A 16,151-nucleotide genomic window follows, 5' to 3' on the forward strand; every position below is an offset into this window, starting at 1 on the left:
CTGCAACTGTTAAGATTCCAAGAATTGAAACGTGAACGAGGATTCTTTGTTTTCGACATTAAACCCAATATTTCCCGGGAAATTTGTAGAAGTGCTGTTTTCTTCGTCTAAATAACACGAAAAAGCTCCCCACAAGGAGGAGCTTCTTAATAAAACGACACACACCTACTATTTCTCAACGAATGGAAACAGCAGCTTTTGATTTTCTCTGGTGTACATATTTTCTTTCGTGATAACCTCAGAGCCTGTATCTATGGAGGCTTTAACATTTTCCCCATCATAAACCTGAAGTGCTGTTTTCACCGCTAAATATCCCATGTTAAAAGGTTTTTGCACAACGGTTGCTTGCAGGGTCCCCGCTTCCAGGAAAGCAATTTCATTCATCGAACTGTCGAAGCCGACCAGCTTAATGTTATGCTCAGGATCAAGCTCTTTCAACGCCCTCGCAGCCCCTACCGTAGAAACTTCATTCAATCCGAAAATGCCGCGAATATCCGAATGTTCGGCAAGGAGCTGTTTCGTTTGCTCATACGCTTTGTCTTCAGAACCATTACTATATAACGTGTCTAAAATCTGTATGGAAGAATCATTCTTCAAATGGTCTCTCACCCCATTCTCCCTATCCAGCTGGGTCGTGGAAGTTTTAACAAAGCTGACGATCGCATACTTAGCTGGTCCCTGGACATAGCGTCTCATCGTTTCCACTGCTTTGCGCCCTGCTGCATAATTATCCGTTGCAATGAAACTGGTCGAAATGCCGCCTTCGAGGCCGGAGTCCACAGTAATTAGCGTAATGCCGGAGCTGATTATTCTTTGAGCAACAGGTACCAACCGGTTATAATCCGTTGCCGCCAAAAGGATGGCTTTCGGCTTCAATGCGATCGCCTCTTCCACCAACTTTATCTGCTCGTCAATGTCTGATTCGGAAGGCGTACCCATCACTTTCACCTCAGTATTGTACTCTTTGGCCGCCGCAGTCACTCCTTGGTTTAAAACCCGCCAAAATTCAACATGAGGGTCGATCGTCTTGGGAATGAGGATAAGCGGCCTATCCTTCGCCTCCATGCCCCTTGACACGATGAGATACGTAGTCGTCATGAGCAGGACCAGTATGACCGCAATCGCTACGAAGCTTGCTCTAATTTTCAACTTCACACCTCAATTCTCACTATCGTTATGGATTGGGGGTATTGCAGGAATACGTACGGTTACCGTCGTGCCCTCTTCCAGCTCACTCTCAAATTGCAATCCGTACAGCTCCCCGAAATAAAGCTGGATGCGATGATTCACGTTGTGCAAGCCGAAGCCTTTGCCTGACTCTGTTTGACGTGTTTTGAGCATCAACGTTTTCAATTTCTCTTCACTCATCCCAACACCGTTATCTATTACCTTGAGCTCAATAACCTCTTCGATCCTGCGTCCCGTGATGCGTATATGACCGCGTTCCGGCAGATGCTTCATTCCATGGTAGATGGCATTTTCAACCAAGGGCTGCAAAATAATTTTCAATATTCGACAGCTGAGAATGCCCGATTCTACTTCGACTGTGTACGTAAATTTATTCCGATAACGGATGTTCTGAATCGTCAAATAGTTCTGAATATGCTCCAATTCAACCGCAATTGGAATGAGTTCTTCCCCTTTGCTAATGCTCGAACGGAGGAGTTTGGACAAGGCCGAAGTCATCGTAACCACTTCATCCACTTTGCCCATTTCAGCCATCCAAATGATTGAATCCAGTGTATTGTACAGAAAATGGGGCTGAATCTGCGCCTGTAACGCTTTCAGCTCACTGATTCGTTTGACTTCCTGATCTTTCAAAGTTTGGTTCATGAGCTCTTTAATTTTGCTGATCATTAAATTAAAGGTTCGTGAAAGTTTACTGATCTCATTCGCACCTTCTATATTGACGCGAATGTCGAAGTTACCTTTTTCCACCTGCTTCATATGGACTTCCAGTTCTTTAATCGGCTTGGTTAGGGTGACCGACAGCAAAATGGAAATCGCTAAGGCAATGATTAACGAGATGCCGCCCCACATCGCTGATGTCAGCTGCATGTCCTTCTTATTTCCACTTAGATCCCCAGCGTAGGTAACTCCAACAATTTTCCAGCCAAATTTCGTTGTCCGGACGGTGTAGATTTTGCTTTCCTCTTTTTCTTGCGTATGGAAAGTGCTGTCCTTGGCCTGCAAAAGTGTAGGAATATCCTCCGATTTCAGCCCTGAGTAGATAAGCTGCTGCTGAGGATGATAAATTAAATCACCTGCTTGGTCGAGTATGAACACGTACCCTCTTTGCCCCAGCTGAATTTGGTTGCATAGATCATTAATGACGTTATAGTTCAGATCGACCAATAGAACACCGCTTGCCGCTCCAGGCAACGGATTTGGCATTTGCTTGCTAATCGACACGACCCATTTGTACTCATCCTTATATAGGTGCTGAACGTGTGAGGGAGAAATGGCCACGTCGCCATTGTCTCTATTAGCCTTGCTGTACCACTCTTGCATAATTAATTCGGCATATGATTTGAAATTTGCATCTATGCGTTCCGATACGATGGCGCCATTGGAGCCCGCAAATACGATGGAAGCGATATCATTCCGAGAAGCAACAATGGCATGAAAATAACTGCTGATCTGACTCGCTAGCTGCTCTCCCTCTGTTCCCTTCGGGTTTTTCAAAGCCAAGTATCGTTTCAGATCGGTGTTGCTCAGCGAAAGAGCAGATATACTTTCCATGTTACCGATGTAGGTTTGAATGTTTTTATTTACTTGCTCGATAAGCTGCTTGGTATATTCCAATGAAGTATCCGTAACGGCCACCGTAGAGAGGCGGTAAGCGCTGTAGCTTAGGATGATGGTTGTACAAAGAATTAAGCATGAAAACGCCAGTGCTATCTTCGTATGAATGCTTTTGAATTGAATAGGACGCCGCCAGGTTCTCATAGGCTCTGCTGACCTTTGTGCGCTGACCTGAATTCTTTGGGGGTCATGCCTGTATTTCTTTTGAAAATAACGCTAAAATATTGCGGATCACTGTAGCCAACCTTCGCGGCCAACTCATAGGTTTTCAACTGCGAAGCAGCGAGCATTTCTTTGGCTTTATCCAGACGGTATCGGGTCACGTACTCGACAAAAGTCTCACCGGTATGCGGTTTGAACAAAGCGCTGAAGTAGCTCATGCTCATATAAATATGATTGCACACCTGCTGAAGCGAGAGCTGTTCATCCGCATAATTCGCATGAATGTAATCGACCGCGGCTTCCATCTGGGCTTGAGACACTTTGGTTCGTTTCTCAGCCAGCAAGTCTACGAGCGCAAGACAAATTTCCTCTAGCCAGAGCTGCACATCATCTAAGGTTTTCCTCGCATATAACTGCATAAAAGAATGATCGCCTAGCACTTCAGCTTCTTCAAAACCGGTCTCCACCAATACATTCATTAAGGCGACGAGCAGTTTATTCAATTTGCCGTAGCATTTATCCATCGAGCAGTTGCCCTTCTTCATTTCATTGATCCAATCCTGCAGCGTAAGCGTTACGATCATCTTTTCTCCTGTTTTAATGGCGGAAATCAACCTCTTCTCCATATGGATGTAACTAAGATTGTCCGGGCTGCTTCCAAATTCCATATCTCCAATCGAAATGATCCGGTTCTTTCCGAGCAAAAAACGGTAATCCAGCGCAGAAAGAGCTTCCTGAAATGATTTTGGCAAGTCTCGCAGATCGCTGTAAGTACGCCCAATTCCCATCGTTACCGTCATGTTCAAATATTTCTCGATGCTGTACCTCACATGTTCGGCAAGTGTTTGACAGGTCAATTCGATCCTTTCCGAATCGCCAGAGAGCAGTGCGACAAGCTTATCATCACGCGTTCGAAATACGATGCCGCCTTGCTCTTTCTCCATGATTTCATGAAAAATGTTGTAGGCTGCAAAGCGTAACAACTCCTCCTCAGCTGCTGGGTCATTGTAGAACTCACGGTGAAAGTCATCAATATCAAGAGCAAGCACCGTAATACTAGGACCGCTCAAAGAGAGTCCGAACATCTGGAACTTGCGTTCAATTTCATCTTTTTTCATGCAGGAAGTAACTAACCGTTCAAGAAATCGTTCTCTAAGAAGCGGCATGCTCTCGTGAAACTGATGACGGAGAAAGGTGACATCTTCCCGCTGTTTGCGCTCCTCATCCAGCTCTAGCCTTAACTTATGAAGAAATTCGGTAAACTCTGCGGCGTTGATCGGTTTCAGTAAATAATCTTTGACCTTGAGTTTGATCGCTTGCTTCGCATAATCAAAATCCTCGTAACCGGTTACAATAATTACTTTAACATCCCTGTAATTCGCGGCAATTAGTTCTGTCAGTTGAAGACCGTCCATGAACGGCATGCAAATATCTGTAATAACAGCATCAGGCTGCAGACTCTCCAGCGCTTCATAGGCATCTCTGCCATTATCGAAATCACCAACCAGTTGGAAGCCGCAAGCCTCCCAATTCGTCTTCCTCTTGATGCCTTCTCTGACTTCATCTTCATCGTCAATCATGATGATTTTGTACATTACGGGTCACCTCTGGCGAAATCGAATTATGCTCTATGTGTATTGTACACAGCTGCTTCAATAAATAACAATAGAGGCTGCCCATAATGATATGCTCCCCTTTAAGTAGACAGGTTAAATAAACAAACCGCTACTTGAAGGGGAGTTTTCTTTGTCCAAAAAGAATCAATATAACGCTATAGAGAAATTAGCGGTTATTAAAGAATGGGAAGAAGGCACTGGTAATCGGGCGGAAGTTGCCCAGAGGTACAACATCAGTATCAATACCTTAGTGAAATGGCGACATCGGTATGAATTGTACGGGATGGAAGGATTAGAAATCCGAAGTGGTAAAAGTAGCTATTCCGTGGAACTTAAGCTTCGAGCTGTTCACGATTATTTCTCAGGTCAATATTCTCAATACGAAATCATCGATAAGTACAAAATTGCTAGTCGTACCCAACTCAAACGTTGGATTGACAAGTATAATGGTCATAGCAGCTTTAAACCAGATAACAAGGGAGCAAGAGCTATGACAAAAGGTCGATCTACAACATGGCAGGAACGAATCGATATTGTACTCTACTGTCTTACACATCAGCATGACTACCGGAAAGCCGCGGAGCAGTATCAGGTCTCCTACCATCAAGTGTTCCAGTGGGTAAAAAAGTACGAAGATGGTGGACAGGATTCATTAAAAGACGGTCGGGGACGGAAAAAGGCAACGACGGAAACGTTAAACGAAGCGGATCACCAGAAGCTCGCAATGAAGAAGCTGGAGTATGAAAATGAACGACTTAGAGCGGAGAATGCATTCTTAAAAAAGTTACAGGAATTGCAAAGGAGGCGACGTTAAGCGGGCACCGACAGGAACATGTTTACCTGGCTATCCAGTCCATCCAGCAGGAAGATACGTTTAGTCTACAGCTGCTGTGTGAGATTGCCGAGGTCCCACGGTCAAGCTATTACAAATGGCTCAACCACAAACCTAGTTTGCGTGAACAAGAAAATGAGGGGCTTATAGAGGCTTTGCTTTTCCTGCATGAGAAAGTTGGTGGCATTTACGGATACCGGCGACTAACCCTTCATTTGCGTCGACAAACCAAGCAGCGGATTAACCACAAACGTGTGTATCGCCTTATGAAGCTGGCAAGAATCCAATCGGTTATTCGCAGAAAGAGAAAGAAACATACACATTCCACGCCTCAACATATTGCCCAGAATCTGTTAAAACGTGAGTTCCACGCAGAGTCCCCAAACGAAAAGTGGTTGACAGATGTAACGGAGTTGAAATACGGCAATGGCCAGAAGGCCTATCTCAGCGCCATTCTAGATCTCCATGATAACACTGTAGTCTCCTATGTTTTGGGACACTCCAACAACAATAGTCTTGTATTCCAAACCGTCAAATTGGCCTTACGAGCGACACCAGGAAGCAAACCGATGCTTCATAGTGATCGGGGCTTTCAGTACACCTCTTTAAAATTTAAGAGGTTATTTGGCGAGAAACTCACCCAGAGCATGTCCCGGGTTGGCAGGTGCATTGATAATGGTCCCATGGAAGCATTCTGGGGAATTCTTAAATGTGAGAGGTATTATTTGCGTTCATACACTACCTTTGAGGATCTGAAGAAAGACATTGATACCTACATCTATTTTTACAATAATGAACGATTACAGGCGAAATTAAACGGCCTTAGTCCAATGGAATTTAGGACCAAGACCGCTTAGAATTTTTAATTTTTTGTACTGTCTACTTGACGGGGTGCAGTTCATAATGGCGCAGCCTCTTTATTCTTATTCGTAGAGCAGCGGCTTGATGTCAGCGGCATCAATGTTCGTTTTGTCGTACCAGTGGAAACCTGTATCGATTGATTTAGGAACAGTCTCACCTTTAATCGATTGGACGGCTGCTTTCACTGACCAGTAACCAATGCCGATCGGATCCTGTGTGATGGCACCGGCCATCTTACCGCTGCGGATCGCATCCATTTGCTGCTTGCCGGAGTCGTATCCGACGACGATGATTTTGCCGTCTTTTTTCAGCTCTGTTACAGCGTTGATAACCCCGATCGCGGATCCCTCGTTCGCACCGAAGAAGCCTTTAACACTCGGATGAGCTTGAATAATTGCTTTGGCCAAATCGGTGGACTTAAGTTGATCTCCTCCGCCGTACTGCGTATCAACAATTTTGATATTCGGATATTTCTCTTTGATCCGATTCGTGAAGCCATCCCGGCGATCAATGCCCGTGCGGCTCGTTTGGTCATGTACGACAAGGGCGATCTCTCCCTCGTTGCCGATGAGCGATGCCATTTTGTCCGCTGCCAACGCTGCGGCAGCTTTGTTATCGGTGGCGGCCGTCGTCACCGGAATGTCGCTGTCCACACCGGAGTCAAAGCCGATGATGGGGATTTTGCTTGCTTTTGCCTTTTCCAGCAGCGGCGTAGCTGCTTTGCTGTCCAGAGCAGCGAAAGCGATGGCTGCTGGTTTTTTGCCCAATGCTGCCTGCAGCATTTCAATTTGCTTATCCACTTGTGTCTCTGTTTCCGGACCTTCGAACGTAATTTCCACATTAAATTCTTTGGCGGCTTTCTCAGCCCCCTGTTTGACGGCTTGCCAGAATTGATGTTGGAAGCCTTTTGAGATGACCGGAATATAAATTTTATCCGATTTTGCCGCAGCAGGCGCTGCAGTTGATGCTGCCGGCGTAGCCGTTGTCGCCGCTGTTTTCGTATCTGTCGTTTTGGCACCGCATGCCCCAAGTACTATCGTCGTTAATAATAATAGCGATGATGCTACCGCAAATTTCTTTGTCCGTTTATGCAATCTCAATCTCCCCTTACGTATAATTTGTTGTATGTGACTCCGATTTGGAGTGAATACCGAAGTTTATTTCTTGCGGCGTCGCATCATATCAGCGTAGACCGCCAGTACAACGACAATTCCTACAATAACCGTCTGCCATTCTTGTTTAACAGATAAGATACGCAGCCCGTTCGTGAGTACGCTCATGATAAGGGCACCGATGACGGTTCCAAGTATGGAACCTTTGCCGCCGCTTAAGGAAGTACCGCCTATAACCACAGCTGCGATCGCCTCCAGTTCATAACCAGAGCCAAGCGCGGGTTGAGCCGAATTAAGGCGGGAGGCCATCATAATGCCGGCGATACCGCTGAACACGCCAGTCAGCGAGTAGATGACGATTTTCCAATAGTCTACATTAACGCCGGAAAGCCTCGTGGATTCTTCATTGCTTCCTAGGGCAAAGTTATAGCGTCCAATAATCGTCCTCGATAAAATAATGCTGGCAATGATAGCAGCACCGAAGAAGACGAGAATCGCATTCGGAATTTCGAAGCCAGGAATGATTGAATTAAGAATGGACCCCATCGAAATCTGCGAGAATGCCGGCGTATCATTAAAATAGATCGGCTTCGTCCCAGAGATAACGAGAGAAAGTCCTTTGGTCACCATCATCATAGCTAGTGTTGCAATGAAGGGCGGAATTTTCATCTTCGCAACGAGAAGCCCGCTGATGAGACCGCAAATGGCTCCGGTAGCAATGCCCCCGATAATGCCAAGCGGCATTGGTAAATGCCACGTTGTGATGATGACTCCCGCCATCACCGACGAGAAGGTCATCACGGTTCCGACGGCCAGATCAATACCGGAAGTGATGATGACGAACGTTGAACCTAGAGCAAGTACGCCGATAACGGCCGTTGAGAGCATAATGGCTACAATGTTATTGAATTGAAAAAAATTGCTGGAAGATACCGAGAAGATAATAACCAGCATAATCAAGCTGGCGAATGCTAGTAGTTTCTGTGCCGCGCCAGTTTGACTCGACATCGTGGGCACTATTTTTTTACGTACAAGCCATGTTGACATCATGATTCCTCCTAAGACATCCGCTAACTGATTCGCATCGTGGCGTATTTCATAATCGCTTCCTGGGTGGCGTCCTGTTGACGAAGCTCACCGGTAATTCGCCCTTCGCACATGACCATGATGCGATGGCTCATGCGCAATATTTCGGGCAGCTCGGAAGAAATCATAATGATCGATTTCCCCTGTGCGGCTAGCTCATCCAGCAGCTTATAAATCTCCGTCTTCGCGCCAACATCGATACCTCGTGTAGGCTCATCGAAGATAAGAATGTCGCAGTCCCGAAGCAGCCATTTACCGATAACAACCTTCTGCTGATTGCCGCCTGACAGAAATTTGACTTGCTGATGAATGCTTGGCGTCTTGATTTGAAGCGCTTCCACAAAGTGTGAGGCTGACTGATCAATTTTGCCGTCGTGCATCCAGCCGAACAGACGTCTCGCTTTGCGATAAGAGGCTATGGCGATATTCGTCTTCACATCCATATCCACCATGAGCCCATAGCGTTTACGATCCTCGGATAAGTAACCGATCCCATGCTTAACGGCATCATGCGGGGCTTTGAGCTGAACCTTGTGCCCGTGAATGCGTATGTCGCCCGAGTCAATCGCATCTGCGCCGAAAATGGCCCTCGCCACTTCGGTACGACCAGCTCCCATAAGACCCGCGAAGCCAAGAATCTCACCTTTTGCCAAATGAAAGGAGACGTCTTTCACCGCAGAACCGCGGTTCAGATTCGTAACCTCGAGGACTCTTATCTCTGAAGCTTCGACGGTAGTCTGCTGCGTGCTGACATAGAGTTCGCGACCAACCATCATCGCAATGATCTGATCGATGGACGTATCTTTCGTCTGTACGGTATCGATATAACGTCCGTCGCGCATGACCGTGATACGATCGGTAATTCGCTTTAACTCTTCCATCCGGTGAGAAATATAGACGATGCCTACCCCACGCCCGCGCAGCTGTTCGATGATTCGAAACAGCTCCTCGATTTCCGCATTGGTGAGTGCCGCCGTCGGCTCATCCATGATGAGCACCTCGGATTGAAATGACAATGCCTTGGCGATTTCCACCATTTGCTGCTTGGCGACTGTCAGCTCCGACACCTTCGTGCGCGGATCGAGCTGGAGATTCATTTCATTCAGCAGTTGCTGTGCCTGATCGTTCAGCTTCCGATCATCGACGAACAGCTTGATTCCCTTCCTCGGCTCTCGCCCAATAAATATATTTTGGGCAATCGTCAAATCTGGCATTAAATTCAACTCTTGATGAATCATCGAGATGCCAAGCTGCTGAGCCGCTCTCGTATTGGGGATGTTCACTTCCTTGCCTTTCAGAATGATTCTGCCTTCATCTTTCTGATAGACGCCCGTAGCGATTTTCATTAACGTGGACTTCCCGGCGCCGTTCTCGCCAACAAGCGCATGCACTTCACCGGCTGCCAATTCCAGACGACATTGATGGAGGGCATGCACACCAGGAAAATGCTTCTCAATTCCTTCCATCCGGACCAGGGCTTCACTCATGACCTCACCTCGTGTTTCGTTTTAACATTTCTTTGGTGCTCATGTGCTTATTCTATCTGCAATCTGCTAGAAAAAGAGTGGATAAATCTCTTCAAAAAAGTTGAAAATCTTATGATTTTGAAAACCATAAACAAACCTCAGCAAAAAAACACTTGTTCCAAATAGTGTTGTATTTTGTGCAACATTATGCAGCCAAATCCGCGTGATCCCCGCAATTGTTGTAAAAAATACAACAATTGCAGCCAAAAGTAGCTTTATTGGATGAAAACAGGATAAATTGTTGTACACCATACAACATCTATAGTTTGGTGAGAAGAAACCGACGAAATTGTTGTACGTTATACAACATACCATCAAATAAATCGAGGAAAAATAGAACAAACTCCACAGCTCAGCGCAAACGAAAAAAGCCCCTCGCAAGGAGGGGCTTCTCGATCAAACACAGTTCATTACTCGGCTTCTTTACCGTTTAATTTCTCTTTCAGCAGATTCAACTGCTCATCAACTTTAGCTTGCTTTGCAACATCTACAGGTGTGTAGCTGCCTACTGAGCCTGCTGGTACATAAGGCTTGCGAGCGATTTCCGCTTCAACTTCCAGTTGGATAATTTTCTCTTCCATACGTTGGAAGCCGCGGGATGCGTTGCCGCTCTCGATGACACCATTGTAGGATACTTGTGCCATTTGTTTTTTGGCTTTAGCCAGCTGAGCGCGGGATACAAGCTCGTTGCGTTTGTTACGCAGTTTGTAGAACTCGTCTTTCATTTCATGCAGCTGCTGTGTTAGCTCATCAGCATGTGCTTTGGAAGCGGCATATAGATCTGTGTACTCAACAATTTTATCTTCGTGATACAATTTTTCTTCAACAGCTTGGCGAGCAATAGCCTCTTGGCCATTTTTGATCGCTGCGGAAGCTTTAGCTTCGCGGTCAGCCACGAGACGAACAGACTCTTCCAGGCGCTGCTTCAGCTTGCGCTCATTCGCGATTTGTCTAGCAACAGTAACTTCAGCTTGCGCGATTTCTTGCTCCATATCTCGCAAATATTGATTCAACATAACGATCGGATCCTCAATTTTATCCAATACCTCGTGAATTGATGCTTTAGTCATATCTTTCATTCTTGTAAATACTCCCATGGTTTACACGTCTCCTTTTTTAATATCAATTGGTTGTTGTTCGAAGCGAGCAACTTTGGCTCTCAATTCTTCTACTTCTCTTTGCAGAGCTTTCTTTTCAATGTCTTTCATCATCTCGTCGATGTTGTTGGTTTTCCCTGCGTCGTACGGAGCATTGTAGCCCGTATGTTGTGGCGCATGGTTAGGGTGCGGCTTGTGAGCGTTCCAAGCCCCGCCATTATAGCCTTGACGGCCATATGAGCCAGCATAAGGATCAAATGGAGGCTGATCGTACCCAGGTTCCTTCGGAATGACAAGCGCAGCTACAAGGTAGATGAATATGACTGTTCCTCCAGTAAAGATGGTGGTGATCACCACCAATAAACGTAGTAGCGTTGCATCTACATTCATGGCCTCGGCGAGTCCGCCGCATAGACCAGTAACTTTCTTATCTCTTCGTGAGCGGTATAGTTTGCTCATGATTACTTGGCTCCCTCCTGCTGCAGTCTACTTCTCAGAGCTTCCATTTCAGCATCTACAGCTGGGTTACCCCCGCTATAGTAGCTTTCACGCCCCATTCGTCTTACATCGCGGAGCGTTCTGGCATGCAGCTCCATATCGGAAACGCGCTCTTCCAAGCGACCGAACATCCGTGGTGTCGCATCCTGCGCCACACTGCTGCGAGCATGCAATCTTTGCTGCAACCGAGCGGACTCCATTCGCGCTAAGTAGTAACTGCGTTTATCTGCCACTTCTTTGTAATCGGCTTTGAGCTGCTGCAGCTCTTCATCCAAATCGAGGATGGACTGCTTCGCTTGTTCGTACAATTCATGATACTGCTCGCTTTTCTCTTCGGCTTGCAGCTTCTCTTGAAGCACGATCCTTGCCATATGTTCTTCGCCGGCCTTTAGAGCCAGCAGCGCTTGATGCTCGCGCTTCTCTTTGGTTTCCAGCGCCGTCAGATATTGCTGCCGGAGGGACGCTGCATGGCTGACGCATTGCTGATACAGTCTCTCGGACTGTTGAAGCTGTTCACGCTGCGCTGCTAAGTACTGGTCAATCAAGCGGACCGGGTCTTCCGATCGCTCCAGATGTTCATTCAGTGTTGCTACGGTAATGTCTCTCATTCGCCTAAATAGGCTCATCTCTCATACCACCTTTTTCACTCTCTGTATTCGTTTCATTCCATTACACAGTTCTTCTTGTTAACATCGAAACTCCGTAACCTATCAACCCAATCGCCAGTAGAATGATGATCCAACCAGCTAATTTACCAATCAGGATGATACCGCCAAGCCCTGCAATAATCCAACCGAATTTGCTGCCATTCTGAATTCCCACATAACCAAGGCCGACCATTCCTATTGGAATCAAGTATCCCATCACCGAGCCAATAAAGGGTCCCATGTGAATGCCTAGCTTATTTAACAGAATCAGTGCACCGAATGCGATTAGCAGAGCGGCTAAGCCCGTATTTCTTTTCATCGTTTCGTCACCGCCTTTCGTTGTTTGCTGTGTTGTTTGCTGTGCTCTTGTTCATGTCTTTATTTTAGGTAAAAACGAAGCTTTCCAAAACGGACTAACGACGGTATTTGTTCCTAGACCTTAGTCGGGGCGCATCTAAGACCTGTGTGAAGACTAGGTAATCGCATGAAAAAAGAAACCCACTAGCGAAGATAGTGGGTTTGGGTTAGGTTATCTTTTTATTTCACTAGCATTGCATTAATTTTCTCTGAATGTTCATTATCTTTTGGCCGATGTCGGGACACTGCAAAAGCGAATGGAGAACGTCTATGTCTCATTCACACCGTGGATTCCGAAGGAAATCCAGTCGCCATTTTAACCAACCGACTTGATCTGAGTGCGGATGAAATCGGTTTGCCTGCTCGTACTCTTCAAGATAGAAACGGGCACCAAACAAAGTCTACTAGAGCTTTACCGTTCCTCATTTAACTGGTACGTTTTCTTTAAATTGACCCTGAAATTCAATATTTCCGTTTTTGTCATATAAGATGCCTTGACCATTCGGGACATCGTGAGCTAGCTCTCCTACATACTTTGTACCGTCTGTATAGTAATACGTCCCCTTAACGAAATAGTTGTTTTTAAATTGACCTTCTTTCTTCAGCATTCCGTTTACGGAGTAAATCTTCCCCTGTCCTTCCCAAATATTATTCACAAACTCCCCCTCGTATAGCTTCGTGCCGGAAGAGTAATACCAAATACCTTTTCCGTTCATGACTCCTTGTTTAAACTCTCCTTCCCGATTTCCGGCTTTATTATATTCTTTGCCGTAACCATTCGGAGTATTGACTGCAAAATCCCCTTCATAAAAAAGTTTACCATTAATGTAGTATTTTCCACGACCATCGTACATGTTGTCCTTAAATTCGCCTTCATAGATCAACTGGTTTGCCACATAGTATTTACCTTGGCCACTATATAAGCCCTTTATCACTTTTCCCTCATAGAACACATATCCACTGTCGTCAACGTATCTTACATTACCTTCGGGAATACCTTCTACGAATTGACCGATAGACATTTCCCCCGTGCGATCGCGACCGCGGCTAAAACCTTGGAAGTAGATAGTCCCCAAGCCGACGACCTCATCATTTTTGAACTCCGCGTCGTACCAAAGCGTCCCGTCCTCTCGGTACAACTTGCCTTTTCCGTTCATATGACCATCCTCCAGCTGTCCTTCGTACATAAGGGCACCACCGTTGTAATATAGCTTTCCTTCCGTTGCCAGATCATAGAGGTATACTGTTTTAAGGTTGGCATCCCACATCACTTTTCTACCGGTCGCTTCTCCTACGAAACGGAGCGGTACGAACGTATAGTCCTTGTATAAAAAGGGGGCAACCGGAATGTTCATCTTTAGATCGTTAAACTCCGCTTCCTTCTTACCCAAGGGCAACCGGAGGGATTTCCCCTCTTTTTGCCCGGTTACTGTTTTAGTTGCATCGTCCCAATTCACTTTAAGTCCCAATTTCTCAAAAATAGGCCTGAATTCCACGGTAGTGGAGCCTTCTTGCAGGATTGGTGCCTCATGAAACTGAATTTCTTCTCCGTCAAGGAAAACACGTATCGGATCGTTATCGGTCATCTGGGTAATACGTTTATTAATCCAATAGTCCCTTACATACGGGTTTGAAACATTATAATACAGTATGATGTACGTTCCAGGCTTAATAATTGGAGTATAAATTTGGTTCGTCTCTTGTTCGAGCAATCCACCCACATACTCCCATGATCCACCTTCCAACCGATAAATGCCGAGCTTATTTATTTGCTCCTTCGGCACTCTACTCGCTATGTAGGACATGGAAAGAATGAGCGCATCTTTAGCATCCGGCATCGAGACGTTCCATGGCAGACTCACCATTTTCTGTCCAGGCAACAGCGCCTTAGTCAACTGTAAGTCGCGATCCGGGTTAGGCTCCATGTTGACGTCGCCATCACCTTGGAACAACCATTCTTTCATTTTCAACATAATGCTTTTATCCTGCGATGTGATAGCTCTGTCTTTGCTAAAGAAAAGCATTGACTGGTTTACTGGTTCAGCCCATTTCTCGACATAAGGTACCGCAGAAGCAATAGGGGCCGTCGGTGCTACAGACTGACCGCTCACGTTCACTTCTCGGAGAAATATATTACCGTCGTCACCTCTGAGCACAACCTGATTATTGTAAATACCGACGAGTGAGTTTACGGAAGCCTTGTCTACTAAGATGTGCGCTTCGCTATAGGCAAGATCTGCTACGGCAATCTCATCATTGTCATTCACCGTTTGATGCCAAGCCGAGATATGATCACCAATAGCAATGGGAGCTTGGCTTTTCGGCGCTGCATCGGATCTAGCTAAGAGCTGGGGAAGTGCGTCATCATGATCGGTTTGCTGTGATCTGGTCTCATAACCACCGGCATTCATTTTCTGCAGCCAAACCGCGGTCTTTCCGTTAAAAGCTGGACCGTAAAATGTATCTACATAACCGTCAGTCGGTTTCGTTAGCTTGCGGGTTTTCTCGGTAGCGATATCGTAAAGCTGAAGATCTTTGGAGGGTAATTGGACATACAATATTTCCCCCTCCGCAACCACAGCATTTATGCCCTGACCAACCCTTTTGTTGGTCTTACTCGCTATATCATAAACATAAATAAAATTGTCGCTCTTATTGGGGACAGCTACATAATGACCGTCCGTCGTTGGGGATTCGTACGTACCGGGGGTAGATGCTATGTTCAAAGATTCACCGCTACGAATATTGAGCAATATGAGATCCTTCTGACGATGAACATAAGTAACATAATCCCCTCCGACATCTGGTACCGACTTGACACCACTCGTGTCCGTCAGCTGCTTGGCTTCGCCAGTTACTAGATTACGGTAATAAAGCTGATCTTTTCCCGAGTTGTCCTGGGCTTTCCAGACCATGTCGCTGCCAGAAATGTTAACGAAACGATCAGGTGCCTTATACATGGTTGGGGTATCTTTCGTACTATACATCAAAGTAGCCTGTGCTGAGTTTCCCCCTCCGTAATAAGTGATAAATCCAATCAGCACGCATATGGCTACAAGTCGTTTCAAATGTAGTCTCATCATAGCTCACCCCGATTTCCTTCATTTTGGAATATAAAAAAACAACCATCTCGAGCGACCCGGCTATCATTTCCCAAGTGGATTGACCGCTGATTCTCGCTTTTTCGTATGAGCACATAGGTGATTTCCAAAAATGACCAAAATGCTAATTCCAACTAATATGTATTCAAAAGAGTAATTGAAACTAGAAGCTAATAAAAATTTTAAGAAGCAAAGAAAGTTTTGTCCGGAAAACCATCTCCCTCTGCATAACATCTTGCAATAGCTGAAGCAGCCTTCATGAACATATGGTCTTTAGTTGTTCCCGGGACTCTCTCTAGCTGCCGAAATTCTTCATTAAGTAGATTAAATTCAATTTCACCCAAACTTTCTTCCGTTGGACCAAATTTGTATATGACCTTTTCGGCATCGTCGAATACTTTAATCAGCATAAGATATGTTGCCATTTTGGGACCCTCCTTTCTTTTTGGCA

The 16,151-nt window shown here is 45.7% G+C and carries 14 protein-coding genes; 2 read left to right on the forward strand and 12 right to left on the reverse strand.

Annotated features, from left to right (window positions below):
- Positions 1-168: 168 nt before the first annotated feature.
- From QFZ77_RS02180 to QFZ77_RS02190, 3 genes are read right to left on the reverse strand one after another with little or no spacing between them, the layout of a single operon-like run.
- Positions 169-1,149: a substrate-binding domain-containing protein gene (locus QFZ77_RS02180; protein ID WP_373462553.1), complete on the reverse strand. Its 981-nt coding sequence runs from the start codon at positions 1,147-1,149 to the stop codon at positions 169-171.
- A 9-nt stretch (positions 1,150-1,158) separates the two neighbouring features.
- Positions 1,159-2,949 carry a cache domain-containing sensor histidine kinase gene (locus QFZ77_RS02185; protein WP_307435522.1) on the reverse strand — a complete coding sequence of 597 codons (1,791 nt, stop codon included), beginning with the start codon at positions 2,947-2,949 and terminating at the stop codon, positions 1,159-1,161.
- The gene (locus QFZ77_RS02190) at positions 2,946-4,562 is read right to left on the reverse strand and encodes a response regulator (RefSeq protein ID WP_307435525.1); all 1,617 of its coding nucleotides are present in this window, start codon (positions 4,560-4,562) and stop codon (positions 2,946-2,948) included. Before QFZ77_RS02190 ends, QFZ77_RS02185 begins: the two co-directional genes overlap by 4 nt.
- 151 nt (positions 4,563-4,713) lie before the next feature.
- On the opposite strand from QFZ77_RS02190, the gene QFZ77_RS02195 reads away from it, so the two are divergent.
- Positions 4,714-5,397, forward strand: a complete 684-nt coding sequence (locus tag QFZ77_RS02195) for a helix-turn-helix domain-containing protein (protein ID WP_307435529.1) — start codon at positions 4,714-4,716, stop codon at positions 5,395-5,397.
- Positions 5,376-6,272, forward strand: coding sequence for an IS3 family transposase (locus QFZ77_RS02200; protein WP_307449187.1), 897 nt, complete (start codon positions 5,376-5,378; stop codon positions 6,270-6,272). Before QFZ77_RS02195 ends, QFZ77_RS02200 begins: the two co-directional genes overlap by 22 nt.
- A 66-nt stretch (positions 6,273-6,338) precedes the next feature.
- Here QFZ77_RS02200 and QFZ77_RS02205 read toward each other — a convergent pair whose 3' ends face one another.
- The 9 genes from QFZ77_RS02205 to QFZ77_RS02245 all read right to left on the reverse strand — a co-directional run bounded on the left by QFZ77_RS02205 (position 6,339) and on the right by QFZ77_RS02245 (position 16,125).
- Complete coding sequence (locus QFZ77_RS02205; protein ID WP_307435532.1) at positions 6,339-7,370, reverse strand: ABC transporter substrate-binding protein; 1,032 nt, start codon at positions 7,368-7,370, stop codon at positions 6,339-6,341.
- 63 nt (positions 7,371-7,433) lie between these two features.
- Positions 7,434-8,438 carry an ABC transporter permease gene (locus QFZ77_RS02210; RefSeq protein WP_373462554.1) on the reverse strand — a complete coding sequence of 335 codons (1,005 nt, stop codon included), beginning with the start codon at positions 8,436-8,438 and terminating at the stop codon, positions 7,434-7,436.
- A gap of 20 nt (positions 8,439-8,458) precedes the next feature.
- The gene (locus QFZ77_RS02215) at positions 8,459-9,961 is read right to left on the reverse strand and encodes a sugar ABC transporter ATP-binding protein (protein WP_307435535.1); all 1,503 of its coding nucleotides are present in this window, start codon (positions 9,959-9,961) and stop codon (positions 8,459-8,461) included.
- 449 nt (positions 9,962-10,410) lie between these two features.
- Positions 10,411-11,097 (reverse strand): PspA/IM30 family protein, encoded by a 687-nt coding sequence (locus QFZ77_RS02220; RefSeq protein ID WP_171643108.1) that lies wholly within the window; start codon positions 11,095-11,097, stop codon positions 10,411-10,413.
- 3 nt (positions 11,098-11,100) lie between these two features.
- Entirely contained in the window at positions 11,101-11,556 is a 456-nt protein-coding gene (locus QFZ77_RS02225; protein WP_307435541.1) for a PspC domain-containing protein, read from the reverse strand.
- Between the two features lie 2 nt (positions 11,557-11,558).
- Complete coding sequence (locus QFZ77_RS02230; protein WP_307435544.1) at positions 11,559-12,221, reverse strand: PspA/IM30 family protein; 663 nt, start codon at positions 12,219-12,221, stop codon at positions 11,559-11,561.
- A gap of 43 nt (positions 12,222-12,264) precedes the next feature.
- Positions 12,265-12,561: a LiaF transmembrane domain-containing protein gene (locus QFZ77_RS02235; protein ID WP_307435547.1), complete on the reverse strand. Its 297-nt coding sequence runs from the start codon at positions 12,559-12,561 to the stop codon at positions 12,265-12,267.
- Positions 12,562-13,021: 460 nt separating this feature from the next.
- Entirely contained in the window at positions 13,022-15,682 is a 2,661-nt protein-coding gene (locus tag QFZ77_RS02240) for a stalk domain-containing protein (protein ID WP_307435550.1), read from the reverse strand.
- A gap of 200 nt (positions 15,683-15,882) precedes the next feature.
- Complete coding sequence (locus QFZ77_RS02245) at positions 15,883-16,125, reverse strand: hypothetical protein (RefSeq protein ID WP_307435553.1); 243 nt, start codon at positions 16,123-16,125, stop codon at positions 15,883-15,885.
- Positions 16,126-16,151: the final 26 nt, after the last annotated feature.

Source organism: Paenibacillus sp. V4I3 (genome assembly GCF_030817215.1).
Taxonomy (GTDB): Bacteria; Bacillota; Bacilli; order Paenibacillales; family NBRC-103111; genus Paenibacillus_E.

Coding starts and splice junctions, on each gene's coding strand:
- QFZ77_RS02185 (WP_307435522.1), bottom strand. CDS start 2,949: ATGAGAACCTGGCGGCGTCCTATTCAATTCAAAAGCATTCATACGAAG.
- QFZ77_RS02235 (WP_307435547.1), bottom strand. CDS start 12,561: ATGAAAAGAAATACGGGCTTAGCCGCTCTGCTAATCGCATTCGGTGCA.
- QFZ77_RS02215 (WP_307435535.1), bottom strand. CDS start 9,961: ATGAGTGAAGCCCTGGTCCGGATGGAAGGAATTGAGAAGCATTTTCCT.
- QFZ77_RS02245 (WP_307435553.1), bottom strand. CDS start 16,125: ATGGCAACATATCTTATGCTGATTAAAGTATTCGACGATGCCGAAAAG.
- QFZ77_RS02225 (WP_307435541.1), bottom strand. CDS start 11,556: ATGAGCAAACTATACCGCTCACGAAGAGATAAGAAAGTTACTGGTCTA.
- QFZ77_RS02240 (WP_307435550.1), bottom strand. CDS start 15,682: ATGATGAGACTACATTTGAAACGACTTGTAGCCATATGCGTGCTGATT.
- QFZ77_RS02220 (WP_171643108.1), bottom strand. CDS start 11,097: ATGGGAGTATTTACAAGAATGAAAGATATGACTAAAGCATCAATTCAC.
- QFZ77_RS02190 (WP_307435525.1), bottom strand. CDS start 4,562: ATGTACAAAATCATCATGATTGACGATGAAGATGAAGTCAGAGAAGGC.
- QFZ77_RS02230 (WP_307435544.1), bottom strand. CDS start 12,221: ATGAGCCTATTTAGGCGAATGAGAGACATTACCGTAGCAACACTGAAT.
- QFZ77_RS02210 (WP_373462554.1), bottom strand. CDS start 8,438: ATGATGTCAACATGGCTTGTACGTAAAAAAATAGTGCCCACGATGTCG.